General features: G+C 71.1%; 19 protein-coding genes. 11 read left to right on the forward strand and 8 right to left on the reverse strand.

Annotated features, from left to right (window positions below; all coding sequences use genetic code 11):
• Positions 1-10 precede the first annotated feature (10 nt).
• Positions 11-1,879, reverse strand: coding sequence for a Xaa-Pro dipeptidyl-peptidase (locus tag AB0K03_RS35435; RefSeq protein ID WP_364694530.1), 1,869 nt, complete (start codon positions 1,877-1,879; stop codon positions 11-13).
• A gap of 153 nt (positions 1,880-2,032) precedes the next feature.
• On the opposite strand from AB0K03_RS35435, the gene AB0K03_RS35440 reads away from it, so the two are divergent.
• Both AB0K03_RS35440 and AB0K03_RS35445 read left to right on the forward strand, forming a co-directional pair.
• Positions 2,033-3,709: a sodium:solute symporter family protein gene (locus tag AB0K03_RS35440; protein WP_364694533.1), complete on the forward strand. Its 1,677-nt coding sequence runs from the start codon at positions 2,033-2,035 to the stop codon at positions 3,707-3,709.
• Positions 3,710-3,731: 22 nt separating this feature from the next.
• The gene (locus AB0K03_RS35445) at positions 3,732-4,058 is read left to right on the forward strand and encodes a hypothetical protein (protein ID WP_364694536.1); all 327 of its coding nucleotides are present in this window, start codon (positions 3,732-3,734) and stop codon (positions 4,056-4,058) included.
• Between the two features lie 10 nt (positions 4,059-4,068).
• On the opposite strand, the gene AB0K03_RS35450 is transcribed toward AB0K03_RS35445, so the two are convergent.
• Entirely contained in the window at positions 4,069-4,734 is a 666-nt protein-coding gene (locus AB0K03_RS35450) for an AbfB domain-containing protein (RefSeq protein WP_364694539.1), read from the reverse strand.
• Between the two features lie 180 nt (positions 4,735-4,914).
• On the opposite strand from AB0K03_RS35450, the gene AB0K03_RS35455 reads away from it, so the two are divergent.
• Positions 4,915-5,172 (forward strand): hypothetical protein, encoded by a 258-nt coding sequence (locus AB0K03_RS35455; RefSeq protein ID WP_364694542.1) that lies wholly within the window; start codon positions 4,915-4,917, stop codon positions 5,170-5,172.
• Between the two features lie 27 nt (positions 5,173-5,199).
• On the opposite strand, the gene AB0K03_RS35460 is transcribed toward AB0K03_RS35455, so the two are convergent.
• A complete protein-coding gene (locus AB0K03_RS35460) occupies positions 5,200-6,321 on the reverse strand; it encodes a PQQ-dependent sugar dehydrogenase (RefSeq protein ID WP_364694545.1) in 1,122 nt (373 codons plus the stop codon).
• A 107-nt stretch (positions 6,322-6,428) separates the two neighbouring features.
• Between AB0K03_RS35460 and AB0K03_RS35465 the strand changes: the two genes are divergently transcribed.
• The 8 genes from AB0K03_RS35465 to AB0K03_RS35500 all read left to right on the forward strand — a co-directional run bounded on the left by AB0K03_RS35465 (position 6,429) and on the right by AB0K03_RS35500 (position 19,733).
• Positions 6,429-9,506: a M14 family zinc carboxypeptidase gene (locus tag AB0K03_RS35465; protein WP_364694548.1), complete on the forward strand. Its 3,078-nt coding sequence runs from the start codon at positions 6,429-6,431 to the stop codon at positions 9,504-9,506.
• A 134-nt stretch (positions 9,507-9,640) separates the two neighbouring features.
• On the forward strand, positions 9,641-11,113 hold the full coding sequence (locus AB0K03_RS35470; protein WP_364694551.1) for an alpha/beta hydrolase: 1,473 nt from the start codon (positions 9,641-9,643) through the stop codon (positions 11,111-11,113).
• A 226-nt stretch (positions 11,114-11,339) separates the two neighbouring features.
• Positions 11,340-13,142: an ABC transporter ATP-binding protein gene (locus AB0K03_RS35475; RefSeq protein WP_364694554.1), complete on the forward strand. Its 1,803-nt coding sequence runs from the start codon at positions 11,340-11,342 to the stop codon at positions 13,140-13,142.
• Complete coding sequence (locus AB0K03_RS35480; RefSeq protein ID WP_364694557.1) at positions 13,139-15,076, forward strand: ABC transporter ATP-binding protein; 1,938 nt, start codon at positions 13,139-13,141, stop codon at positions 15,074-15,076. The genes AB0K03_RS35475 and AB0K03_RS35480 overlap by 4 nt, the downstream gene beginning before the upstream one ends.
• 128 nt (positions 15,077-15,204) lie before the next feature.
• Positions 15,205-16,956, forward strand: a complete 1,752-nt coding sequence (gene ggt, locus AB0K03_RS35485; protein WP_364694590.1) for a gamma-glutamyltransferase — start codon at positions 15,205-15,207, stop codon at positions 16,954-16,956.
• A 1,142-nt stretch (positions 16,957-18,098) separates the two neighbouring features.
• Positions 18,099-18,458, forward strand: a complete 360-nt coding sequence (locus AB0K03_RS35490) for a helix-turn-helix domain-containing protein (protein WP_364694560.1) — start codon at positions 18,099-18,101, stop codon at positions 18,456-18,458.
• A gap of 78 nt (positions 18,459-18,536) precedes the next feature.
• Complete coding sequence (locus tag AB0K03_RS35495) at positions 18,537-19,160, forward strand: hypothetical protein (RefSeq protein ID WP_364694563.1); 624 nt, start codon at positions 18,537-18,539, stop codon at positions 19,158-19,160.
• A gap of 12 nt (positions 19,161-19,172) precedes the next feature.
• On the forward strand, positions 19,173-19,733 hold the full coding sequence (locus AB0K03_RS35500) for an HD domain-containing protein (protein WP_364694566.1): 561 nt from the start codon (positions 19,173-19,175) through the stop codon (positions 19,731-19,733).
• Between the two features lie 30 nt (positions 19,734-19,763).
• Here AB0K03_RS35500 and AB0K03_RS35505 read toward each other — a convergent pair whose 3' ends face one another.
• From AB0K03_RS35505 to AB0K03_RS35525, 5 genes are all read right to left on the reverse strand, one after another.
• On the reverse strand, positions 19,764-20,402 hold the full coding sequence (locus tag AB0K03_RS35505; RefSeq protein ID WP_364694569.1) for a hypothetical protein: 639 nt from the start codon (positions 20,400-20,402) through the stop codon (positions 19,764-19,766).
• Positions 20,399-21,802 carry a selenium-binding protein SBP56-related protein gene (locus AB0K03_RS35510; RefSeq protein WP_364694572.1) on the reverse strand — a complete coding sequence of 468 codons (1,404 nt, stop codon included), beginning with the start codon at positions 21,800-21,802 and terminating at the stop codon, positions 20,399-20,401. Before AB0K03_RS35510 ends, AB0K03_RS35505 begins: the two co-directional genes overlap by 4 nt.
• 58 nt (positions 21,803-21,860) lie before the next feature.
• Positions 21,861-24,128: an ATP-binding protein gene (locus AB0K03_RS35515; protein WP_364694575.1), complete on the reverse strand. Its 2,268-nt coding sequence runs from the start codon at positions 24,126-24,128 to the stop codon at positions 21,861-21,863.
• Between the two features lie 57 nt (positions 24,129-24,185).
• Complete coding sequence (gene trmB / locus AB0K03_RS35520) at positions 24,186-24,869, reverse strand: tRNA (guanosine(46)-N7)-methyltransferase TrmB (RefSeq protein WP_364694578.1); 684 nt, start codon at positions 24,867-24,869, stop codon at positions 24,186-24,188.
• Positions 24,870-24,939: 70 nt separating this feature from the next.
• The gene (locus AB0K03_RS35525) at positions 24,940-25,884 is read right to left on the reverse strand and encodes a hypothetical protein (RefSeq protein ID WP_364694581.1); all 945 of its coding nucleotides are present in this window, start codon (positions 25,882-25,884) and stop codon (positions 24,940-24,942) included.
• Positions 25,885-26,309: the final 425 nt, after the last annotated feature.

Genomic DNA, 26,309 nt, shown 5'->3' on the forward strand with positions numbered 1-26,309 from the left:
AGATGAACACCTATCTGTGGGGCAGCTGATGCCGCGACCGGGATTCCGCGGTCAGGCCGTTTCTCGTGTGCGGCGCGGCGGAGGACGGCTTCAGCGAGGCGCGTCCGGTGACGGGCAGGGTGAGCGTGCTCCGCGCGAGATCCACGTTGACGGTGGCACCGGTGTTCGGCGCCTCGGTGAACTCCGGATCGCTCTGGGTCAGGATCAGGCCCAGCGTGTGCCCGGCCGGCACGGTCGCGTCGTATGCATCGACCGGCACGGTGATCCAGTACCACCGGTCCGCCCGCAGCGGCGTGGTGAAGCGCAGGGACACGTGGTGCGCGGCATCCTGCCAGCCGCGGGTGAGCACGGCGTGGTCCGTGGTGACCACCCGCTCCGCGACGTCGAAATAGCAGGCGTCGTCCGCGGCCGTCGACTCGCCCCAGCACGACTCGGTGTCCAGCGTCCGTACGCCCTCGCCCCGGTCGTACTGCACGCGCGTGGCCGTGCCGTAGTCCACGAGTCGGGCCGTGAGCTGGGTGGTCGGCCGGTCCACGCGGACGCGCAGCCGCACCGAGGGTGAGCCCGAGATGCGCAGCGGGGCGGTCAGCGGCCCGTACCGCAGCGCCAGGCGGCCCGGCACGTCGGCGGCCGGGTCCGCCACGGCCCGGTCCTCGGTGAGCGAGGCGTCGGTGTACGCCGCGGTCCCGGAGCCGAGCCGGACGGTCACCGGGCGCGTGCCGGGCAGCGGCCAGTCCCGGGCCTCGGTGAAGGTGCCGGGAGCGGTCTCCACGGTGGCCCGCGGCTCCCGCTCGACCCCGTTGCGCAGGCCCTGCAGCCAGCGGTCGAACCAGCGGTGCAGGGTGTCGACCCAGGCGCCGCGGCGCACGTCGAACGGGTCCACATGTCCGGTCTGGTGCAGCCAGATCTTGCGCGGCACCCCGGCGTCGGCGAGCTCGTCCCACCACCGCGCGAACTGGTTGGTGGTCACGTTCAGGTCGTTGACGCCGTGCACCACGAACACGCTCGCACGCACCTTCGACGCCGCCGGGCGGTAGTCGCGGGCGCGCCAGAACCCGTTGTAGTCACCGGTCTCGTCGGCGCTGTCGTGTGCCAGCGACTCGGTCACCGCGGCGCACTGCGCGATCCGGTCGCTCACCACCGACTGCAGGTAGTTCGGGTAGCCGGAGGCGCGCAGGGAGCCGTTGTAGCGCATGTAGTCGTACCAGCTGGAGATCGCGGAGATGGGCACGATCGTCTCGAGCCCCGGTACGCCGGTGGCGGCGACGCCGTTGGCGATCGAGCCGTCCCACGACTTGCCGATCATCCCGACCTTGCCGGTGGTCCACCCGGCCGCCGACACCGGGCTGCCGTCCGCGGCGAACGCGGGTGCCCGGCCGTTCAGCCAGTCGATCACGGCCTCGGCGCCGGCCACCTCGTGCGGTCCGCCGACGTCCTCGCAGCCGGTGGAGCGGTTCGTGCCGGTCAGGTCGACCGCGGCGAAGGCGTACCCGCGCGGCACGAAGTAGTTGTCGTAGAACAGCGGAGCCTTGGTGATGACGCCGTTCTCGTCGTACTCCTTCAGCTCGCCCTCGTTGCCCCGGCCGCAGCACGCGTAGTAGGGCGAGGCATCCATGATCACCGGGACCTTGACCCCGGGCCCGGTGCGCGGGCGCACGAGGTCGACCGCCACCCGGTCGGGCGAGCCGTCCTCGTCGGCGTCGTCCGAGGTCTGCACCCAGACGCTCTCGCGGACTGCGTCGGCGTAGTCGTAGACGGGCACGGTCTCGGTGCCACGGACGTACGGCCTGCCGCCGCCCGGCGAGGCGTACGCGGGCGCCGGCGCGGCGACGACCGCGACCAAACAGGCCAGAAGCAGGCGCGGTAAGGCAAGGGGCATGGGAGTCCTTTCGCTGATGGAACAGACATCCACGCCATTCGATCGTGGGGAGCCCTCCAGCGGAAGGTGCGCCGCCGCGTCACCTGCCGGAAACGGACAGGTGTGAAAGATCTTCGGCTCGGGTAAGCGGCGACCGACTGCACAGGAGGTGCCATGGGCGTGTTCGCTGCTGAGGGGCCCGGGGTCAGGCTCGATCTCGACGTCTTCGACTACCTCATCCTCGTCATCTACTTCGCGACGGTCCTGGGTATCGGGTTCGCCGCCCGAAGAGCCATCAGCACCAGCGCCGACTTCTTCCTGTCCGGCCGGTCCATGCCCGCCTGGGTCACCGGGCTCGCGTTCGTCTCCGCCAACCTGGGGGCGCTCGAGATCATCGGCATGGCCGCCAACGGCGCCCAGTACGGCCTGATGACCCTGCACTACTACTGGATCGGCGCCGTGCCGGCCATGGTGTTCCTCGGCATCGTGATGATGCCGTTCTACTATGGCTCCAAGGTGCGCAGCGTCCCCGAGTTCCTGCGGTTGCGCTTCAACCGCCCCACGCACCTGCTGAACGCCACGATCTTCGCCATCGCCCAGGTGCTCATCGCCGGCGTCAACCTGTACGCCCTGGCCCTGATCCTCGACGCGCTGCTCGGCTGGCCGCTGTGGGCCTCCATCGTCATCGGCGCCGCGATCGTGCTCACGTACATCACGATCGGCGGGCTCTCCTCGGCCATCTACAACGAGGTGCTGCAGTTCTTCGTCATCCTCGCGGGCCTGCTGCCCATCACCATCGTCGGCCTCGTCAAGGTGGGCGGCATCAACGGGCTCTTCGACGCCGTCCGCGACAGCAAACTGGGCGACGCGGCGCTGCACACCTGGCAGGGCACGGCCGCCTCGGACAACCCGCTCGGCGCCAACTGGATCGGCATCGTCTTCGGTCTCGGATTCGTGCTCTCGTTCGGCTACTGGACCACGAACTTCGCCGAGGTGCAGCGCGCGCTGTCGGCCAAGGACATGAGCGCGGCCCGGCGTACGCCCATCATCGGCGCGTTCCCGAAGCTGCTCATCCCGATCATCACGGTGATCCCCGGCCTGATCGCCATCGTCACCGTCAAGGGTCTCGGCGCCAAGACCGGCGATCTGACGTACAACAACTCGATCCCGCTGCTCATGCGCGACCTGCTGCCCAACGGCGTGCTCGGCGTCGCGGTGACCGGCCTGGTCGCCTCGTTCATGGCCGGCATGGCCGCCAACGTCAGCGGCTTCAACACCGTCTTCACGTACGACCTGTGGCAGTCGTACGTGCGCAAGGGTCGCTCCGACGACTACTACCTGCGGGTCGGCCGGATCGCCACCATCGCCGGCATCATCATCAGCATCGGCACCGCGTTCATCGCGGCCGGCTACGACAACATCATGAACTACATCCAGGCGCTGTTCTCGCTGATCAACGCGCCGCTGTTCGCGACGTTCATCGTCGGCATGTTCTGGAAGCGGATGTCGGCCTGGGCCGGCTTCTGGTCGCTGCTGCTGGGCACGCTGTCGTCGCTCACGCTGTACCTGCTCTACCTGGCCGACGTCGTGAAGTTCAACTCCGACCTCGAGGAGAGCTTCTGGGGCGCGGGCCTCGCTTTCGTCACCGCGGTCGTGGTCGCCGTGATCGTCACCCTGGTCACCCACCCGAAGCCGGAGAACGACCTGCGCGGCCTCGTCTACGGCCTGGCGGGCACCTCGACCTCGGGCGAGGCGGTCCTCGCCGCCGACAAGGTCTGGTGGCGCAACCCGGTCCTGCTCGGCGGCATCGCCGTCGTGCTGGCCTTCTTGCTGTACATCCCGGTCTGGTGACCGGCGGACGGGAGGACTTGTCATGGCTGAGGAAGTGAACCGTCCGAAGGACGAGCTGCTCGGGGAGACCGAGGAGGTGGAGAAGCGGTCCGCGGCCGCCCGCCTCTTCGACGTGCGCCGGGTCATCGGCGGCCTGTTCGTCGTGTACGGCGTGATCGTCGGCCTCATGGGGCTCTTCGAATCGGGCAAGGACATCGACAAGGCGCAGGGTGTCCGGATCAACCTCTGGATGGGCCTGTCGATGCTGGTGCTGGGCCTGCTCTTCCTGCTCTGGCTGTGGTGGCGCCCGACCGTCGTGCCGTCGGCCGAGGAACTGCGCGAGGAGGGCGAGACCAGGCCGGAGGGCTGAGGGCCGCGGCTCAGAAGGCAGGCTGGACCTGGAACGAGCTGTCGGCCGTGAACGCCTCCGAGCCGTCCGGTTCGTCGATGTAGAGGTCGGTGCCGCGCCGGTGGATCAGGTGGTTCGGGTAGTTCTTGGAGCTCAGCCATACGGTCCCGGCCGGCAGGCCCGGCTGCGGGCAGAACGTGGCGTCGTTGCGGAAGAGGTCCGAGTCCTCCGTGCCGTCGAAGCGCAGCCGGTAGTCGAAGTGGCGCAGGTACCGCCCGTCCGGGCCGCGGAACGAGAAGCACGCGGGATCGGCCAGGCCGGGGCCCGCGACCAGCACCATCCGCTCGTCCGGCGCCAGAGCGGCGAAGCCGTTCGCCGAGGTCAGGTGGGTCTCCGGGTCGTCGAGCGGGGACAGCAGCCACGACCCGGCGGCCAGCCGGGCCGGTGCCGGGCTCGACGGCGCGGCCGAGAGCTGTGCCGGCGCCACGACCGGGGCCGGCGGCTCCGGCTCGCCGGTGGTGGCGCGCCAGACGCCGTACGCGGCGGCCAGGACCGCGACGACCGCCGCGCACACGAGCGCGGTGACAGCGGGCGGGGTGCGGGTGAGCAGGCCGGGCCGCGGTTGCCGCGCGTCGGCCCCGCCGCGTCCGTAGACGGTGCCGGCGGGGCGCGGTGGTTCGGGTGCCTGGCCGGTCATCGTGTCCCTTCTCCGGGTGTTCCACCGGGGCCGGAGGCAGAGTACCGGGCCGTCGCGGCCACTGAACGGCAACCCGGGCGGGCCGTTTGATGGAGAAACCGGTGCCGCTCGGGTGCGGCTCGGTTGCACCGCTACCCGGGACCTTTCAGTAGGGACACCATGCTTCCGATACTCAGGGGCATGGAACCCGTCGCCTCAGTAAGCCTCGCCGGCGGAGCGTCACCACGCCCCGCCGGCTGGCAGATGCAGCTTCGTGTTGACTATGTGGTCAACAAGGTCATGCAGACGCATCGCGGCCAGTCCGAGGATGCGGTTGCGCAGGCCATCAACGATCAGCTCCGCAGTGTCGGCGTCGTGCCGAACGGCCGGCAGATCGCCCAGTACGCGGCGGCAATCAGTCAGTTGCCGCTGCTCCCGCCCAACAACCGGTCCGCTTGAGGCCCGCGGTTCCCCGCCGGCCCGCCGTCAGCGGGCGGGGAACCGCAGGATCCGGTCGTCGCCGTCGCGGACGTCACCGCGGCCGTCGGTGTTGGACGTGGTGAGCCACAGCGCGCCGTCCGAGGCGACGGCCACGGTCCGCAGCCGGCCGTAGCGTCCGGAGAACTCGGCCCGTGGCTCGCCGCCGCCCAGCGGCACGGTCCACAGCCGCTCCCCGCGCAGCGCCGCGACGTACAGCGTGTTCCCGGCGACAGCCGCGCCCGAGGGTGACGCCTCGTCGGTGCTCCATGTGACGAGGGGGTTGACGTACCGGCTGTCGTCGCTCGTGCCCTCGACCTCCGGCCAGCCGTAGTTCCGGCCCGGCTCGATCTTGTTGATCTCGTCGAAGCGGTTCTGGCCGAACTCGACGGCGTACATCGTCTTGTCGGCCGACCAGGCGAGCCCCTGCACGTTGCGGTGTCCCAGGCTCCAGACCGGTGAGCCCGCGCGCGGGTTGCCCGGCGCCGGCTCGCCCTCGGGCGTCAGCCGCAGGATCTTGCCGTTGGTGTCCCCCGGGTTCTGCGACGCGGAACGGTTCCCCGCGTCGCCCGTACCCGCATAGAGCATGCCGTCCGGGCCGAAGGCGATCCGGCCGCCGTTGTGGATGCCGGCCTTGTCGATGCCGTCGAAGATCACCTCGGGCGTGGCGTCGCTGCCCAGCTTGAAACGCACGATCCGGTTGTCGTCCGCCGCGGTGTGGTACGCGTACACCCAGCGGGTCCGGGCGTGGTCCTTCGCTACCGCCAGGCCGAGCAGGCCGCCCTCGCCCGCGGCGGCGACGCCGGGCACCCGGTACACCTCGCGGGGCTCGCCGCCACCGGGCGAGACCTGCAGCACGCGCGCGCTGTCGCGCTCGGCCACGAGCGCGGTGCCGTCGGGGAGGAAGGCGAGTCCCCACGGCGCCGTGAGGCCGGTCGCGACGGTCTGCGGCGCCCGGAGGTCCGGGGTGCCGCCGGTGGCCGAGGGGGCCGCCGAGGCGGTGGCCGAGGACGACGGCACGGCCGGCGCGGAGGGGGCCGCCGGCGTGCCCCCGCCGTCGCCCGAACAGGCGGTGAGCAGGGCGGCGCTCGCCGTGGCGACGGCCATTGTCCAGCGCGAGGCGGAAATCATCCGTTCAGCCTGCCTGCGCCGCCTGTGAGAAAACTGAACATTCGCCGGGGCCGGTCCTTGACACGGCATCGGGGGCTGGGGAGGGTCCACACACGACCTTCCCACCCATGGAGGCCTCCACCATGACACCAGCCCGCTGGGCGACCGCCTGCGCGCTCTCCCTCGTGACCGCGGTCGGCGCGGTCCTTCCCGGGGTCGCGCCGGCCGCCGCGGCTCCCGCCGAGGACACCCTCGGCGTGTACGTCGGCACCCTCGACGCCGCACAACTCGAAAGGCTGCGCGGCGCCGGCATCGACCACGACGAGAGCGCGGTGCGAGCCGCCGCGAACGGAAAGACAGCCGTCGAGACGATCCTCGGACGGCAGCAGGCCGACCGGCTCATCGCCGCCGGCGTGCCCCTGACCCCCAAGCGCAGCACGGCCCGCATGCGCGCCGAGGCCGCCGCCGCGCCGACGGTCTTCCGGCCGTACGAGGGCAAGGGCGGCCTGCGCGAGGAGCTGGCCGCCACGGCCGCCCGCAACCCGCGCCTGGCCAAGCTCGTGACCATCGGGCGCACGCTCAAGGGCGTACCCATCCAGGCCGTGAAGGTGACCCGCGACGCGCGGGTCGTCCCCGACGGGCGCCGCCCGGCGGTGCTCTACGCCGGCGCGCAGCACGCCCGGGAGTGGATCACGCCGGAGATGAACCGGCGTCTGCTGCACCACATGATCGACGAGTACGGCACGGACCCCGCCATCACCCGGATCCTCAACACCACCGAGCTGTGGTTCGTGCCGGTCGCCAACCCGGACGGCTACGACTACACGTTCACCGAGGGCCACCGCCTGTGGCGCAAGAACCTGCGCGACAACAACGGCGACGGGCAGATCACGGCCGGCGACGGCGTCGACATCAACCGCAACTTCGCCGAGAAGTGGGGCTACGACAACGAGGGTTCGTCGCCCGACCCGGCCAGCGAGACCTATCGCGGCTCCGGGCCGAACTCGGAGCCGGAGACCAAGGCCCTCGACGCCCTCTTCAAGCGGGTCGGATTCGAATTCCTCGTCAACTACCACTCGGCCGCGGAGCTGCTGCTCTACGGCATCGGCTGGCAGGTGAACACGCCCAGCCCCGATGACGAGATCGCCGTCGCCCTGGCCGGTGACGACGCCCACCCGGCGGTGCCCGGCTACGACCCGGACCTGTCCGCGGAGCTGTACACCACCAACGGCGACACCGACTTCCACGCCCAGGTGCGCACCGGCACCATCGGTTTCACCCCGGAGATGAGCACCTGCGAGACGGTCTCCGCGCTGGACCCGGACGACCGGTGGGACCCGGCCGACTGCGAGAGCGGCTTCAACTTCCCGGACGACGAGAAGCTGATCCAGGACGAGTTCCTCAAGAACCTGCCGTTCGCGCTGTCGGTCGCGCAGTCCGCGAAGGACCCGGCCAACCCGGTGTCGTCGGTCGGCCGCAGCACGCCCGACCTGGCGGTGGACGCCTTCGGCACCTCGTACGGCTCGCGCCAGCAGGTCGCCGTCACCGCCAAGCGCAGCCTGGGGGCCGTCACCCTGCACTACTCGGTCAACGGCGGCCGTGCGCGCACCGCCCGTACCGCGGAGTGGAAGGGCGGCGAGCGTTACGGCGACGGCCTCGACAAGTACTTCGCCGAGCGGCGGGGCACGGTCCCGTGGGCCCGCCCCGGCGACAAGGTGAAGGTGTGGTTCACCGCCCGCAAGGGCCGTGCCACGGTCACCTCGGCCGACTTCACGTACACGGTCGCGAAGAAGATCGGTGGTGACGTGCTGGTGATCGCCGCCGAGGACGTCACCGGCGTCTCGCCGGCGGCCACCGACGGCGCGACCAGCGCCCGGTACGCCGACGAGCACGTGGCCTCGCTGCGCAAGGCGGGCTACTCGGCGGACGTCTACGACATCGACACGAACGGCCGGGCCGCGCCGCACCCGCTCGGCGTGCTGTCGCACTACAAGGCCGTCGTGTGGGAGACCGGCGACGACATCATCCCGCGTGCCCCCGGACAGCCCGCCGGCACGGTGGCCCGCTCGGCGCTGGAGACCGAGCTCGCCGTGCGCGACTACCTCAACGAGGGCGGCAAGCTGCTGCTCGGCGGCAAGTACGCCGGCTTCGCCCAGGCCGCGAACGGCGCCTACCGGTACCTTCCGGACGGTCCGGGGGAGTGCACCGACCCGGCCGACCCCGCCTGCCTGCAGCTGTTCAACGACTTCCAGCAGTACTGGCTGGGGGCGTACTCGTACGTGGACGAGGGCGGCGCCGGCGCGGACGGCAAGCCGTACCCGCTGACCGGATCGGCCGGCGCGTTCGAGGGCTACACCGGCACGGCCGCCGAGAGCCACACCGCGGCGTTCCTGTCCACCTCGAGCTTCCTGCCGCCGGCGCAGTTCCCGCAGTTCGCGGACTCGGTGGCACCACTCGACTGGAAGCTGCCGGGCGCGGCGCCGTACGACCCGTACGACGGCGACTGGTATCTGTGGAGCGGTCAGGCCGACACCGCGTACAAGCGGCTCACCAAGACGATCGACCTGTCCGGCGCGCAGACCGCGCGGCTCAAGTTCCGCACGTCGTTCGACATCGAGCCGAACTGGGACTTCATGTTCGTCGAGGCGCATGTGGCGGGCTCCGACGACTGGACGACCCTGCCGGACGCCAACGGGCTGACCACGACGAACACCGGCGACAGCTGCCAGTCGGAGATCGCCGGCCTGCACCCGTTCCTCGCCCACTACCAGAGCCCCGACTGCACGCCGACCGGCACGACGGGCACGTGGAACGCGGCCACCGGCGCGAGCGGCGGCTGGAAGGAGTTCGACGCCGACCTGTCCGCGTACGCGGGTAAGCAGGTCGAGGTCTCCATCACGTACATGTCCGACTGGAGCACCCAGGGCCTGGGCGTCTTCCTCGACGACGTCCGCGTGGAGACCGGCGGGACGGTCGCGCAGCAGACGTCGTTCGAGAGCGACCTCGGCGGCTGGACGGTGGCCGGACCGCCGCCCGGCTCCGGGCCTAACAGCAACGACTGGACGCGCAGCAAGCTGGCGTTCGACTCCGGCGCGGCGGTCACCACGAAGGACAGCGTCTACCTGGGCTTCGGCCTGGAGGCGCTGCCGCAGGCCGACCGGGACGCGCTGATCAAGCGCGCCATGAAGCACCTCTTTCGGAGGTAACTAGCCCGAACCGCTCACCGCGCCGCGCGTCTCGTCCCAGGATGAGGCGCGCGGCGCGCTGCCGTGCAGGGCGGAGAACTTGAGCGGTGCGTGCAACCTCCCGGCCGGTCGTGGCCGCGTTCCTGGCTGTCTTGATGGCGACCACGGCAGCGGGCCCGGCCCGCGCCGCGCGGGCCGGCCTGTCCGGGTGGAAGCCGTGCGCCGAGGACCGCACCGCGCAGTGCGCGACCATGACGGCGCCGGTGGACTGGGCGAACCCGTACGGCCCGTCGGTGCGCATCGCGCTGGCCCGCCGCCCCGCCACCGACCCGGCGCACCGCATCGGCACCCTGATCGTCAACCCGGGCGGCCCCGGCGGCTCCGGCGTCGACTTCGCCCTGGACAGCCCGTGGTTCTTCAGCCCGCAGCTGCGCCGCCGCTTCGACATCCTCGGCTTCGACCCCCGCGGGGTCGCCCGCAGCAGCCCGGTGCGCTGTTCGGCGGCGTTGCTCGCCGCCGGGCCGTCCGTCGCGATCTCCACTTCCCGGGGGTACGGCGCAACCGTCGCCTACAACCGCAGGCTCGCGGCTGACTGTGCACGGCTCAGCGGCCCCGTCTTCGGCCACGCCGACACGCTGAGCGTGGCCCGGGACATGGACGCGATCCGTGCCGAGCTCGGCGAGCGGACGATCAGCTTCTACGGCGTCTCGTACGGCACCCTCCTCGGCGCCCAGTACGCCGAGCGCTACCCGGCCCGCGTCCGAGCCCTGGCGCTCGACAGCGTGATGGACCACAGCGCCGGCACGGAGGCCTTCCTCACCACCGAGACGGCCGCCGCGCAGGACTCCTTCGACGAGTTCGCCGCCTGGTGCGCCCGCAGCACCGAGTGCGCGCTGCACGGCCGCGACGTCCGTACGGTCTGGGCCCGCCTGCTGGACCGCGCCCGCCGCGGCGTGCTCTCCGACCCGTACGACCCGTCCTACCGGCTGACCGAGTACGACCTGCTCAGCGTGGCGTTCGGCTCCTTCTACGACCCGCAGTGGCACGCGCTGGCCGCGTACCTGCTCGAGGCGGCGGCGAACGGCCGCTCCCGCCGCACCCGCGAGGCGTTCACCGAGGTCGAGCACAGCTTCCCGGCGGTGTTCTGCGACGACTGGTCGATGCCGCTCGCCGGCTGGCCCGGCCTGCGCGACCGGCTCGCCGCCCTGGCCGCCCGCAACCCGCAGATGCCGGTGTCCCCGCTGGCGCTGACCTCGGTCACGGGCTGCCTGGGCTGGCCCCTCCCGGCGGACAACCCGCAACGCACGCCGGCGCTGCTGCGCACCGGCCCGGTCCTGCTCATCAACGCCCGGCACGACCCGGCCACCCCGTACGCCTGGGCCCGCACCGTCGCCACCCAGCTGGGACCGCGGGCGTCGCTGGTCACCTACGACGGCTGGGGTCACACGGTGTACGGCCGCAGCGCCTGCGTGACCGCGGCGGTGGACCGCTACCTGCTGACCGTACGGCCGCCGGCCGCAGGGTCGTCGTGCCCGGCGGTGGAGCCGGAGCCCGCGGGCGTCGGTAAGCGTCCCACCGCGCCGGCGGCTGACCTTCGTGGCCGGCTGACTTCGCGCGTGGCCGGCTGACTTCGCGGCCGGCTGACCAGCGTCCTGCGACGCCGCGGGCATGCGTTCCGCCGGTCGTGGCGGCGACGTGCGCCCCATCGTTCCGCCGGTCGTGGCGGCGACGTGCGCCCCATCGTTCCGCCGGCCGTGGCGGTGACGTGCGTCCCATCGTCGTGGCACGCGGCGTCCGGGCGCGCGGAGTATCGTTAGCCTAGCTAACTACACTCGGCAGCGAGGAGGGCGCCTCTTGAGCCGCCGCGCGCCCAAGGCGTCCATCGACCCGGACACCCGCAAGACCTGGCTCCGGCGGGCCCTGCCGCTCGTCAAGGCCCACCGCGCCCTGCTGATCACCTCGCTGGTGCTGTCCTTCGCCGGCCTGGTCGTGCAGGTGCAGATCCCCAACCTGGTCCGCATCGGCATCGACCGGGCCGTCGTGGACCGCACCGCCCAGCTGTCCACGTACGTGTGGTGGATCGTCGCCTTCGCCGTGCTCCAGGGCGTCATCAACTATCTGGCCCGGCTCTACCTGCTGCGCACCGCGTACGAGCTCGAGTACGACCTGCGCAACATCGTCTACGCCCACCTGGCCCGGATGCCGTTCGGCTTCTTCGACCGGGTGCAGTCCGGCGAGCTCATGTCGCGGTCCGGCTCGGACATCCGGGCCGTGCAGATGTACCTGTCCTTCGGGCCGTCGATCATCGTCCAGTGCCTGATCGCCGTGGTCGCATTCGGGCTGATGCTCTCGATCAACGTCCCGCTCGCCATCGTCGCGATGGCCACCATGCCGGTCATCGGCTTCCTCGGCGTCGGCATGCGCAAGGCGATCTTTCCGGTGTCGTGGCTCATCCAGGCCCGGCTGGCCCGGCTCGCCACGGTGGTCGACGAGAACATCCAGGGCGTACGCATCGTGAAGGCGTTCGCCGCGGAGGGGCGCCAGCTGCGGACGCTCGCCGAGTCCGCGGACGAGGTGCGGTGGGCGTACCTGCAGGACGCCCGCATCCGCAGCCGCTGGAACCCGGTGCTCGACAACCTGCCCCGCCTCGGTCTGGCGCTGGTGCTGCTGGTCGGCGGGCTCATGGTGATCCGCGGCGAGACCACGGTCGGCACGATCGTCGCGTTCAACTCGTACGTGCTCATGCTCCAGCCACCGTTCCGCATGCTCGGCATGATGATCATGCTGGGCCAGCGCGCCTCGGCGTCGGCCCGGCGCATCTACGAGATCCTCGACACCCCCAGCGAGATCGTCGACGCTCCGGACCCGGTGGACGTGCGGCTGCGGGGCGACGTGCGCTTCGAAGCGGTACGGTTCGCATACCCCAACGGCACGCTCGCCCTCGACGGCCTGGACCTGCACGTCAGCCCCGGCGAGACGGTCGCGGTCGTGGGCGCCACGGGCAGCGGCAAGTCCACGCTGGGCCGCCTGCTCGCCCGCTTCTACGACGTGACGTCGGGCCGCGTCACGATCGACGGCCACGACGTCCGTACGCTGCGCCTCGCGAGCCTGCGCGACCAGGTCGGCATCGTGCCGGACGAGCCGTTCCTGTTCTCCCTCTCCCTGCACGACAACATCGCCTACGGCCGCCCCGGCGCCACCCGCGCCGAGGTGGAGGACGTGGCCCGGGCGGCCGGCGCCGACGACTTCATCCGCCGGCTGCCGCAGGGCTACGACACCGTGGTGGGCGAGCGCGGCTACACCCTCTCGGGCGGCCAGCGCCAACGCGTCGCCATCGCCCGCGCGCTCCTGGTGAACCCTCCCATCCTGGTCCTCGACGACGCCACCAGCGCGATCGACGTGACCGTCGAGCAACGCATCCACGGCTCGCTCCGCGACCGGATGAGCGGCCGCACGACGCTGATCGTCGCCCACCGCCTCTCCACGATCGGCCTCGCGGACCGGGTGATCCTCATGGAGTCGGGCCGGGTGACGGCGGACGGCACGCACGAGTCACTGCTCGCGACCGAGCCCCGGTACAGCCGGGTGCTCGCCACCCTCACCACCGACGACACCGACGACACCGACGACGCGGATGCTGCGGAGGTCGCGGCATGAGCTTGTTCGGCGGCGGGTTCGGGGGCTTCAACGCCGGCGGGCGGCCCTCGGTCGGGGCGGCCGGGCGCAAGGGCAACGGCCTGCCGTTCGCCGGCGTCCCCTCCGACCTGGCCGAGGGTGTGGCGAAGCTCGAGGCGCGCGAACCCGACCACGGCGACCCCCGGGTGAGCTTCGACCCGGTTGCCGACCGCGGCGGCCGGGTCACGCTCGGGCGGCTCGTGGCCGGGCGGCCGGGGCTGCTGCTCGCAGCCGTGCTCGCCGTGCTGGTGGAGACGCTGCTGCTGCAGGCCGGCCCGTTCCTGGTGCAGGTGGGCATCGACCACGGCATGGCCGGGCGGGACGTACGGGTGCTGGTGGGGGCGACCGTCGCCTTCGTGGCCGCTGTGCTGCTCACCGGGGTGGCCACCGCCGTCCGCATGCGCCAGAGCGGCCGGCTCGCCGCCTCCGCCACCCGCGACCTGCGGATCCGCATCTTCGCGCACCTGCAGCGCATGTCGCTGGACTACTACACCAGCGAGAAGGCCGGGGTCACCATGACCCGGATGACCTCCGATGTGGAGGCGCTGCAGAGCCTGCTCGCCGACGGCTTCGCCCAGTTCGGGATCCAGGCGCTGACGATGGTGCTGGTCACCGCCGTGCTGTTCCACTACAACGCGGAGCTGGCGCTGATCACCCTGCTGCTCATCGTGCCGCCGCTGACCGTGGCGTCGTTGTGGTTCCGGCGTGCGGCCGACCGCGGTTACAACCGGCAACGCGACACCATCGCCGCGATGTTCGCCGACCTGTCGGAGAGCCTCAACGGGGCGCGGGTGATCACGGCCCACAACCGGCAGGACCGCAACATCGTCGCGCACCGGGACGTCGTCGGCGCCTACCGGGACGCGAACGACTTCACCGGGCGGATCAACGCCGTCTACGGTCCCGGGACGTCGGCGATCGGCCTGCTCGGCATGGCGGCGCTGCTCCTGATCGGTGGCCGCATGGTGTTGCGCGGTTCGCTGAGCATCGGTGAGCTCACCGCCTTCGTGCTCTACCTCAACTCGTTCTTCCAGCCCGTGCAGCAGCTCGTCCAGCTCTACACGCAGTACCAGCAGGGCCGGGCCGCGGTGGGGAAGATCAACGGGCTGCTCGGCACGGCGCCGTCCGTCCGCCCGGCGCCCGGCGCGGTGGAGCTCCCGCCGGTCCGTGGCGAGATCGTGCTCGCCGACGTGACCTTCGGATACCTGCCCGATCGGCCCGTCCTCGAGCATGTGAACCTGACCATCCGGCCCGGCGAGACCATCGCCTGCGTCGGCCCCACCGGCGCCGGCAAATCGACGCTGGCCAAGCTGGTCACGCGGCTCTACGACCCGACCGGCGGCCGTATCCTCATCGACGGCCACGACCTGCGCGACGTGACGCTGGAGTCGCTGCGCCGGCAGATCGGCGTGGTGCCGCAGGAACCGTTCCTCTTCGCCGGGACGCTGCGCGACAACATCGCCTTCGCCCGGCCCGGCGCCTCCGACGCCGAGGTCTGGGCGGCCGTGGACGAGGTGGGCCTGCGTGACCTGGTGGAGCGCTCGCCGGAGGGCCTGCAGACCCCGCTGCACGAGCGTGGCCAGTCGGTGTCGTCGGGGGAGCGGCAGCTGCTCGCGCTGGCCCGGGCGTTCCTGGCCGAGCCGCGCGTGGTGGTGCTGGACGAGGCCACGTCCAGTCTGGACCTGCGCAGCGAGTTGCGGGTCGAGGCGGCGCTGGACCGGCTGCTGCAGGGGCGTACGGCGATTCTCGTCGCGCACCGGCTCTCCACCGCGATGCGCGCGGACCGGATCATCGTCGTGGACGATCACGGCATCGTGGAGTCCGGCAGCCACGAGGAGTTGGTCGCGGCCGGCGGCCGCTACGCCCGGATGTATGCCACCTGGGCAGCACACGGCACCGCTGATCACGCAGCGTGAGTAGCGTGTCCCGGGTTGTGCCGGGTGGCTGCTGCCGGTAGGCAGAGAGGGTCTGTCCACACTCTCTCTATCGCGCCGGAGGCACGATGCGGTTCTCTCTCGCGCTCGCCACCACGGTCACCCTGGCCATGACGACCGTCACACTGGCGCCGGCCAGCGCGAACGCCCACGCCACACCCAACGGTCCCACCGCGGCCGGCTTCGGCGGCGCCGTCTCGACCGTCGATACCACCGCCACCGCCGTCGGCCTGGACGTGCTGCGCCGAGGCGGCAACGCCGTCGACGCCGCCGTGGCCGCGGCCGCCACCCTCGGCGTCACCGAGCCCTTCTCCGCGGGCATCGGCGGCGGCGGCTTCTTCGCCTACTACGACGCCAAGCGCCGCACGGTCAGCACCATCGACGGGCGCGAGTCCGGCCCGGCCACGATGACCGAGAAGACCTTCATCGATCCGGCGGACGGCCAGCCGTACGACTTCCAGGAGGCCCGCGTCAGCGGCCTCTCGGTCGGCACGCCCGGCACCCTGGCCACCTGGGACGCGGCGGCCCGCAAGTGGGGCACCCGGCCGCTGGGCTCGCTGCTGCTGCCGGCCGCGAAGGTCGCCGACCGCGGCTTCCCCGTCGACGCCACGTTCCGCCAGCAGGTCGCGGACAACGCCGCGGCGTTCGCCCAGTTCGGATCGACGTCACGGATCTACCTGCCCGGCGGCGCGCCGCCGGCCGTCGGCTCGACCCTGCGCAACCCCGACCTCGCCGACACCTACCGGCTGATCGCCCGCCGCGGCACCGACGTGTTCTACCGCGGCCCTGTCGGCGCCGACATCGTCCGTACGGTGCAGCACCCTCCGGTCGTCGACAACCCGGGCGCCACCTGGGCGTACCCGATCCGGCCCGGCGACCTGCGCCTGTCCGACCTGGCCGGCTACCAGGTCCGCTACCCGGCGCCGACCAGGTCCGGCTACCGCGGCCTGACCGTGTACGGCATGTCCACGCCGTCCAGCGGTGGCACGGCGGTGAGCGAGGCGCTCAACATCCTCGAGAAGACGAACCTGTCCAAGGCGTCGACGACCCAGGCGCTGCACCGCTACCTGGAGTCGAGCGCGCTGTCGTTCGCCGACCGCAACCGCTACGTCGGGGCCTACACCCCGCAGTCCGTCCTGGACAAGCTGATCAGCGACGGCTGGGCGAGCCAGCGCGCTTGTCAGATCAAACCGGACCGCGCGCTGACCAAGCCGGTCCCGCCCGGCGACATCAACGCCACCGGGTGCACGCCCGCGCTGGTGGGCGGCCCGGTCGAGCAGGGGCAGAGCACGACCAACCTGACCGTGGCCGACCGCTGGGGCAACGTCGTCGAGTACACCCTGACGATCGAACAGACGGGCGGCAACGCCATGGTCGTGCCCGGCCGCGGCTTCCTGCTCAACAACGAGCTGACGGACTTCAACTTCACGGGTACGCAGGGCAGCGCGCCGGACCCCAACCTCCCCGGCCCGAACAAGCGTCCCCGCAGCTCGATGTCCCCGACGATCGTCCTCAAGGACGGCAAGCCGTTCCTGGCCGTCGGCTCGCCCGGCGGCGCCACGATCATCACCACGGTGCTGCAGATCCTGGTGAACCGCATCGACCTCGGTATGACCCTGCCCCAGGCGATGGCGGCCCCGCGCGCATCGCAGCGCAACAGCCCCGGCATCCAGGCCGAACCGGCGTTCCATCAGCAGTACGGCCCTAGCCTGGAGGCGCTGGGCCACACCTTCGGCCCGGACGTGGCGGAACTGGGAGCGGCCACCGCGATCGAGTTCACCCGCCACGGCGGCCTCATCGCGACAGCCGAGCCGGTCCGCCGAGGCGGCGGCTCAGCCGGCGTGGTCTGGCCGCGACACTGACAGTCTCAGCAGAGCCGGGCGGGCAGCGACCCGCCCGGCTCTCATCGCGTGGTTCAATCTTCGGCGGACAGCGCGCCCTGTCCGCCGAGTTCTCCACGCCAGTGCAATGCCCTCACACCTACAGTGGCTTGCACGCCCACACCCATTGCCGACCGTTGCACGTCGAGCAGAACGTCGCTCCTTGCTGGGAGCGAACGCCCACGGCGAGAGCTGTCGCGGTCGTGGACGGCTTGATGTGCTCGGCGGAGCAAGCTGGGCACTCAACCGCGTTGTAGCCCTGTGGCGGGGACTGCGGGTCGGCGCCCGGACCAGGGGTCAACACGTCATCCATGGCATCATCCTCTCACCTGCGGCCCGATCCGCCGCATGACCTGCAGGCCACCTGCACATGCTGGGTGCGGGTGACGCCACCCCTGCCGCCGCAAGCCCCGCAGGTCACCATCGTTTTGCCGGTGCGCCGCTGCCCGCTGCCACCGCATCGCGTGCAGCCGTCGAGACGCTGGACCTGTTCCATCCTGCTGCCCTTGCCGCCGCAGGTGCGGCAGATGCCTCCGCCTGCTGCACCGCAAGCTGGAACGGCGATTCGGGCGCAGCCGATGCCGGGACGATCAGTCAGAACGGTCAGGCTGGCCGGAAGTGGGCAGCGCTGTGGGAATCGCATGTGATCCTCCAATGCCGATACTCTGGCTGGGATTGCCAAGCGTGCAAATAAGGACGTGCGGCTTCCGGACCCATTAGTCGCCGAAGCGCATTCCGAAGGGTGCCCAGTCTCGATGTCGAGGCTGGGAATGTCGTCAACTCGAGCCGTGCTGGAACGTCGAACCAGAAGCATGAGATTCGGGACACGTCATCGTCGCGCCGCATACGGGGCGCCATCGCTGTATGAAGCGGAATGTCAGCAGGCCACCAAGAAATCCTGCCGAGAACGCAAGGGTGACTGATAACAATAAGTACAAGCTCACATCATCCCTCTCTGTGCGGACGTGCGGCGGGATGAGATGACGCTACGATCGGACGGCAATCGAAGGAACTGACTGGCGATGCGGGTGGTCGGTGGTCTACGGGACCTGGATCTGGGGGGACTTATGGCACGTGGACGCGCAACCCTGACCCGGGGTCAGGGTTCCCGGTCCATCGGTCTGGTGTCCGGGTTCGTCCTCAAGCTCGCGAGGGAATCGACTGGGCTGACACAGGACAAGCTTGCCGAAGAGCTGACCGTCGGTGTGCATACGGTGCAAGGATGGGAGTCCGGTCGTCGCCCGCTCTCCGCAGTCAATGCCGGTGAGCTGATCTCGCTCTGCGCCCGATTGACTCGGCTCGGCGCACCCGGGTCGACGGGCCGATGTCTTCTCGAAGCGATCGAGGCGGATCGGGTCTTGGCGACCGGCATCGAGGCGGGCCCACGATGGATCGATCCCAGAATTCACCCGCTTGCTGACAGTGTCCATCGGTGGACAATCACCAACCTGGTCACATGGCCGATCGTAGGAAAGATGCCGTAGCACTTGCACGAATTTTCGCGTAAGGCGTCTCGGCGGGGGCCGGTCCCTGCGCAGCCGATGCTCGGGGCCGAGGAGCGAATGCGCTTCTTCGATCATCTCCAAACCGTCGCCATGCGCGCTCACCATGGAAGAGAAAGCCTCTTGCGGAGGCAAGCGGTGTACCTCCTGGGCTTCGATGGCAGGCCGCAGGTCGTTGACTGGCTCCGTTGCGAGTGGAATCGAGCCGGCCGTCACCGGGTTGATCCCGAGAACCTCACAGGGCTTTTGGAGGCTCGTTCGGCTTCCGTCGCGTTGGCGCTCGCGGGAGACAGCACTCACTTACACGACTTCGTCGACCACATGACCAGGGGTCGCGCCGAAGTCGCAAATCTGAACTACTGGGCGTACTGGATCGGTGAGCTGGGCGAAGTGCGAACCGATGATCACTTTATGGCGGATGCCGATACTCGGTTGTGGACCGGTGCGCGGCTGCTGCCTCACCTGGTGAGACGATTGCGGCCGAACTCACCTCATCTGCCGTTGAATCTATGCACCCTCCATTCGCTGATCGCCTCCCGGCCCGCATTGCTCAAAGGGCCGACAGGATTCCGCGGATCCTTTGCTGAGACTCTGGATGAGCTTTCGTCTGCCGCGGACCTGAGCAGGACCGGCCACGATCATCTTGCAGGTCTTCAGTACGCCGCGCGCATGGCTGACCGATAGAAAGGGGACGACGTGCCTCATGACGCCGAAGCAATCGCGGTGTTCGGCTACGAGCTCGGGTTGTTGAAGCGGATTCGGCGATCGGGGTGGTGGCATGCAGGCGTGCGCGATCCCGAGTCCGTCGCCGAACACACGATGAGGGCGGCGCAGCTGGCGGCGATCATCGCGGCCGAGGAGGGCGCCGATCCCTCGCGTGCCGCCTTTCTTGCCCTGTGGCACGACAGCCAGGAGACGCGAACCGGTGACCTACCGCATACCGCTGGCGCCTACCTCGCGAAGCCCGATCCGAGCAAGATCACCAGCGACCAGACTGAGAACCTGCCTGAGAAGAGCCGGCAGAGCATCCGCCGGGCGGTCGAGGAGTACGAGTCCCGGGAGACTCTCGAGTCGCTGTGTGCGAAGGACGCCGACAAGCTGGAGATGCTTCTGCAGGCGGTGGAGTATCGCGACGTCGGCGTGCATCGGGTCGAGGGGTGGATCGAATCGGCGCGAAAGGATCTCAAGACCGGGACGGGCCGGCGGATCGCTGAGGCGGCGACCACAGTGTCGCCGCTCGCGTGGCGGAATCGATGACCGCCGGGCGGGCCGCCACCCGCCCGGCTCTCACGCCGTCAGCGCGATCGTCAACGCACCCGCCGCCACCAGCACGGCAGCCCACAACTTGTCCACATTGAACCAGGCCCGTCGAAGCACATTCAGCCCCACGAACTCATACACCAGCACAGCGCACCCAGCCATCACCGCGAACATCGCGATCGTGTGGACCCCGGCGGCGAGCAAGCCCTCGAGGGCTCCGGCCGGGGCCGCTGCCATCGTGTGGCCCATGTGCGGGCCCGCGGCCATCGGAGTCGTCGCGAGCACTGGGAGGAGCATCAGACCGGCGCCGTGCGCCGCGGACATGAGGAAGGACCAGCCGGCGAGCTGGGCCTGTGACAGTCGCATGCCCGCCCACCGGAAGTGCCGTTCGGACAGCAGGCGCCACAGGCCGAAGCCGACCAGGAGCACCCCGCCCGTGATGGCCACGACGTTGCCGGCCACGGCCGACTGGGTGGCCGACACGACCGCCGCGACGATCGCCACCGAGGCGAGGTGCCCGGCGGCGATCGGGGGCAGCGACCGCAGGAGCACCGTACGGCTGCTTTCCTGCATGCCGCGGGCCACCGCGAACAGCCAGCCCATCGCGGGGTTGAGGCCGTGGAAGGCGCCGAGCGCGCCCAGCGCGGCGAGCTGACCACCCGTCACGGGAAGCAGTACGAGTCGGACGAGGCGTCGCCGCCCTGCAAGCGGGTCTGGTGCACGCGCAGCCCGCGGAAGTCGTCGCCGTGCGGGAAGAAGCGTTCGTCCAGCGTCATGCCGCCGTTCTCGGTGTCCACGTCGATCTTCGCCATCCACGCGCCGACGCCGTGCGGGTAGAACTGGTCGTCCCACGAGCCGTACAGCGAGTTGGTGACGTAGACGCGCTTGCCGTCGCGGCTGATCTCGACCATCTGCGGGCCGCCGGCCAGCCGTTCGTCCGGGGCCGCCGGGTGCGGCACCCGCCCGGTCACGCCGCCGAGCCGGATCGAGCCGGTCTCGACCGGGTGGAACGGGTCGGAGACGTCGAACTGCTTCAGCTCACCTGTGCCCCAGGCTGAGACGTAGAGGAAGCGGTCGTCGACCGAGAGGTCGATGTCGGTGACCAGCGGGGGTACGGCGCCGAACGGCTGCAGCGCCGGTGGCAGATCGGCGGCGTCCGCGGGCTCGGCGGGGATGTCGATCACCTTGGTCACGGCGAATTCCCCGTTCTTGCGGTGCCACACCCAGACCGAAGCCGACAGGTCCTCGACGCTGGTGACGACGCCGACGAAGCCGTACTCCTTGCGGGGGTCGTGGGCCGGGCGAAGTTCGAGGGGCATCTGGTACTGGTCGCCGAGGTCGACCGTCTGCACGAGGGTGCGCTTGGCGAGGTCCCAGAAGTGGATGCTGTGGCCGTACTTGCGGCCCACCAGCAACTCCGGGTCGACGCCGTTCTCGATCATCGACGGCGTGCCCCACTCCGAGGACACGAGCACGTCGCGGGTCAGGTGCCACCAGAAGTCGTACGCGAAATACTGGTCGCCGCGGTCGTTCTCCCACGCGCCGCGTACCTCGAACGTGGTGTGGTCGAGGACCGCGATGCCGCCGGGACCCTCGGTGGAACCGCCGCCCAGCGCGGACACGTAGATGCCGTCGGGTCCGCAGTGGATCGTGTGCGGCCGGGAGTAGCCCGCCTTCGTGGCGAGGTCCTCCGCCGGGATCTCCTTGACCAGCCTCGGGTTCCGCGGATCGTCCTTGGTGTCGAGCACGTAGATCCGCGAGGACCGCAGACCGGGAACGATCAGGTAGCGGCGTTCCACGTGCGGGTGCGGCGCCGACGGGCACAGCGCGCTCGAGCACGCGTTCCAGCCGAAGTGGTGCAGCTCGTCACCGGTGTGCGGGAGGTCGGTCCAGCCGACCACCGTCCCGTACGCGCCGGAAGCCGGATCGGTGTCCACGACGGCGATGGCGTCGGGTTTCGCGGCGGAGCGGTCGAAGGCCGCGACGTAGGCGAGCTGCTCGGCGGGCGCCTCAACGGCGTCCCGTGGCGAGGCGTAGAACGTGGGGTCAGGAGTCCACCGGGTCATGCTGGACATCCTCGTCCCGCGAACCGTCCGTGACCAGGCCACAACTGTCAAGAGGTTGTCAACGGGCCTCGAGCGGCAGCCGCACGAGCACCGTCGTGCCCGGACCGTCGTGCTCGGTCAGCGCGATGCTGCCGTGATGGCGGTGCACCACGGCCCGGCTCAGCGTGAGGCCCAGCCCCGTACCCGGGATGGCCCGGTCCCGGGCCCGGCTGGTGCGGTAGAGGCCGGTGAACATCTTCTCCCGCTCGTCGGCGGACACGCCGATGCCGGTGTCCGAGACGGTCAGCTCGGCGGCGTCGGCGGCGGCGCGCAGCGTGACGGAGATCCGGCCGCCGTCGGGGCTGTACTTGATCGCGTTGCCGACCAGGTTGTCCACCACCTGCCGCAGCCGCCGCCGGTCGCCGGGCACGATCAGCCGGTCGGGCAGCGCCTCGGCGATGACCAGCGGCTCGCCGGCGACCGCCTTGCGCGCGCTCGCCAGCGCCTCCCGCACCACCTCCGCCAGATCCAGCGGCGTCAGCTGCACGGCCGCGTGCCCGGTGTCGAGCGCGGAGAGCTCCAGCAGCTCGTTGATGATGCGCCGCAGCTGCGTCGTGTTGCGGTCGATGACCTCCAGCATCGCCGGCCCGTCCCGGGTCAGCGTCTCGGCGTCCGCCTCCCGCAGCAGCTCGGTGTACGCGCCGATGGACGTCAGCGGCGTCCGCAACTCGTGCCCGATGAGCGCCAGGTAGTCGTTCTTGCTGCGGGTGAGCTGCCGCTGCAGGTCCTCCACCACCCGGCTCTCCACGAACTGGCCGATGTGCGCCGCGATGCCCGACATCAGCGTGACCAGCTCGTCGTCCGGGTTCTCCACGGTGTCGGCGAAGACCGTGAGCACGCCCAGCGGCTCCAGCCCGTGCCGCACCGGCAGGGCCAGGGCCGCGTGCAGGCGGGAACCCTCGGCGGTCGCGGCGGAGATCAGGCTCTGCGGCAGGCCGACGTCGCGGATCCACAGCGGCTTGCCGGCCTGCCAGACCCGGCCGGCCAGGCCCGTCCCGTACGGCAGCTCCGCCGGCACCTCGATGCGCCCGTCCCACCCGGGCGCGTTCCAGTGCGCGACCGACCGCACCACCTGCGCCGCCTCGTCGACCAGCCACAGCTCGGCGTGCGTCCAGCCCAGCGTCTCCACGACCGCCTCGAGCACCCGCGGGCCGGCGGCCGCCACGTCGGCGGCCCCGGACAGCGCCGTGATGACGCTGAGCTCGCAGGTGCGGAACCGCTCGGCCCGTCGGCGCCGGGTCACGTCCTGCACGGCCTGGACCGCGCCGAGCGTACGCCCGTCCGGCCCGGTGATCGGCGTCGCGTCGACGACGTAGTGCCGGGTCCGCCGGCCCGGCCCCGACAGGACCAGCTCGTAGTCGCGCAGCCGTTCGCCCCGCAGCGCCCGGAACAGCGAGATGCTCTCCGGCGTGATCGGTCTCCCGTCGGCGTCGCTGAGCCCGGCGATGGTGCCGTCCGGACCGGGCTCGGACGCGATGCCGGATTTGTCCCACAGCTGCTGCATCCGAGCGTTGACCAGCACGACCCGTCCGTCGGCGTCGCAGGCGGTGACCCCGTCGTGCAGGTTGTCCAGCACGGCGTCCAGGAACCGTCGTTGCCGGTCCACCTCGTGCCGGGCGAGCTGCTCGGTGATCAGCAGCGTCCCGACCCGGGCGGCCTCCGCGACGGCGGCGTTGTCCTTGTCGGTCCACTCCCGCGGCTCCACGTGGAAGGCGCAGCAGACCCCGAGCACGTCGCCGTGCTCGTCGCGGATGGGATGACCCAGGTACGCCCCGGTGAGGTTGTGCACCCGGGTGGGGGATCGTGCGGGCACCCGCTCGTCGGTGGACACGTCCTCGATGATCAGCGGCTCACCGGAGGTCACGACGATGCCGGCGAGGGTGTCGGCGATGGGGATGTCGCGGAAGTTCTCGCGTTCCAGCTTCAGCCGGAAGCCGCCGTACAGCCGGAGCCGGTCGCCGTCCACGAAATGGACCAGGCCGCTGTACGCGTCGACCGACCGGGCCAGCAGCGCGGCGAGGTGGTCGGCCGCACCGGCGGCCAGCACGCTGCTTCCGGGGCCGCCGCCGTGGTCGGGCACGGGCCGGAATGCCGGTTCCAGTCCGGGGGTCCATCGAGGGGCGTCGCCGGACGCGGCTGTGCGGCTCGCCGCGTCCCGGTCCGCGTTGCCGCCGGTCGGCGGGTCGCTCTCCGTGCCGCCCGGACGCCCGAGGTGATCCGGCCCCTCCTGGCGCTGAAGGCGGTCCGGCCCCTCCTGGCGCTCGAGGCCAAGATCACTACGTGGCATGCGCGGCCCTCCGCCCCCAGCCTACGGGCGCGAAAGCGATAAAACCGGCGAACCCGCTCAGCGTCGCCGGTACACCAGGTCGAAGATCTCCCGCCCGGCGCGTACGCCCCGCTCCTCGAACTTCGTCCGCGGCCGGTGTCCGGGCCGCGGCGCGAACCCCGCGTACGCATTGACCAGGCCCGGGTCCCCGTCGAGCGTCTCCCGCATCGCTTCGGCGTAGTGCGCCCAGTCCGTGGCGCAGTGCAGCGTGCCGCCGGGCCGCAGCCGCTCCCGCAGCAGCGCGACGTTCCCCGGCGAGATCAACCGGCGCTTGTGGTGCCGGGCCTTGGGCCACGGGTCGGGGAAGAAGCTGTGCACGGCATCGAGGCTGCCCGCCGGCAGCCGCCGGACCAGCTCCATCGCATCGCCGTGCGCGACCCTGACGTTCGTCAGGCCCTGCTCCGCGACCAGCGCCAGCAGGTTCCCGATCCCCGGCGTGTGCACCTCGACACCGAGATAGTCGCGCCCCGGATCGGCTGCGGCCATCGCCGCGGTCGACTCACCCATGCCGAAACCGATTTCGAGTACGCGGGGAGCTGGGCGCCCGAAGAGCTCGGCGAGGTCGAGCGGGCTGCGGTCCCCGTCGACCACGGTCAGCCCGAACCGGGGCCACTGCTCGGCGAAAGCATCGGCATGCCGGTTGCTCATCCGGCCGCGCCGGGGATGGAAGGTCCGGATCGGCCGTTCAGTCGTGTCGCTCATCAGGCGCCCAGAATAGGCACGCCGGCCCGGAACCCCGGACCGGCGTGCCTCACCGCGTCGTCGATCGGCGTCAGCGTTTCGGCTGGACGCTGGGCTGCGAGCCCTTGTGGAACGGCGTCCGCGCGCCGGTGGACAGGTTGACCACCATCACCCACGAGCCGCTCTTGTAGGTGCCGGTCGCGACGGCGCGGGTGCTGTCCACGTACGCGAGCTCGCGGTCCTGGCCGGCGCCGACCATACGCTTCGCGCCGGTCGCCGTGTCGTACTCCTCGACGTGCACCGGCTGGTCGTCGGCCGTGGTCTCGCCCTTCTGGTACGCCGTGAACGCCAGCTTCGCCCCGTCGGCGCGCCAGCTCGGGACGACCGCGAAGCCGGAGTTCTGGCGGCTGCCACCCCCGTACGCCGCGACGGTCTTCTCCCCGCCGGTGGCGAGATTGCCGACGCTCAGGCAGGCGTCGTAGATCGACTCGCAGTCCCCGCCGCGGAAGGCGACCTTGCTTCCGTCGGGCGACCAGGCCACGGCGTCGTCGTACCGGAGCCGCTCGCTCAGCGACCCCGTCGCAGCGGCCGTCGCCGTGGGTTCGTCCGGCAGGTCCTCGTCGCGGCAGTAGCTGGGGAACAGAACCTCCGGCTGCGCGGCGGTCGCCGTCGCGGAGATCCGGTACACCCCCGGCCCGCCGGAGCAGGACAGCGAGGCGAACGCGATCGACTTGCCGTCCGGCGACCACGACGGCCCCGACGCGGCGCGGGTGGTGAGCCGCCGCTTCGCGCTGCCGTCAGCCTTCATGGTCCACAACTGATCCTTCTTCAGCAGCGCGATCGACTTGCCGTCCGGCGACCACCGCGGCCGCGACCATCCGCCCCCGGTGGTCACCCGCGTCTCCGCTGCGCCCTTGCTGACGTACACGTCCCCGTTGCGCACGTACGCGACGAGGCTCGGCATGCTCGGCACGGCAGCGGCGGCGGGCGCGGGAGCCACGACCGAGACCCCGGCGATCCCTGCCGCCGCCACCATCAGATTTCCGGTTACCCGCCCGACCACCGACATGCCCAACGCCCCCCGACGCCTTGCTTCCTGCTGACACCGGAGACATCGTCGCAACCGGGCTGCACCTAAGAAGTTCCCACCCCGAAACCCAAACAATTCCGGACCGTTCGGACGATCCACCATCCCCCGAGGGCCGACCCCGGTACGCGCAACCGACCGGCACCCGTCCCGCAACCGGCAGGGCGCGACCCGGCAGGGGATGGGATTCGGCTGGCGTGCCGCCGCCGGCTGCGGGACGGGGCGAGTTGGTGGCGTAAGCCAGCGGCGCGGACCAGCGGCGTGGCGAGGGTGGGCAGGTCGCCCGGCCCGGCGGCCGCGGCGGCACGCCAGCCGAATCCCATCCCCTGCCGGGTCGCGCCCTGCCGGTTGCGGGACGGGTGCCGGTCGGTTGC

This window comes from Actinoplanes sp. NPDC049316 (genome assembly GCF_040677315.1).
Taxonomy (GTDB): domain Bacteria; phylum Actinomycetota; class Actinomycetes; order Mycobacteriales; family Micromonosporaceae; genus Actinoplanes.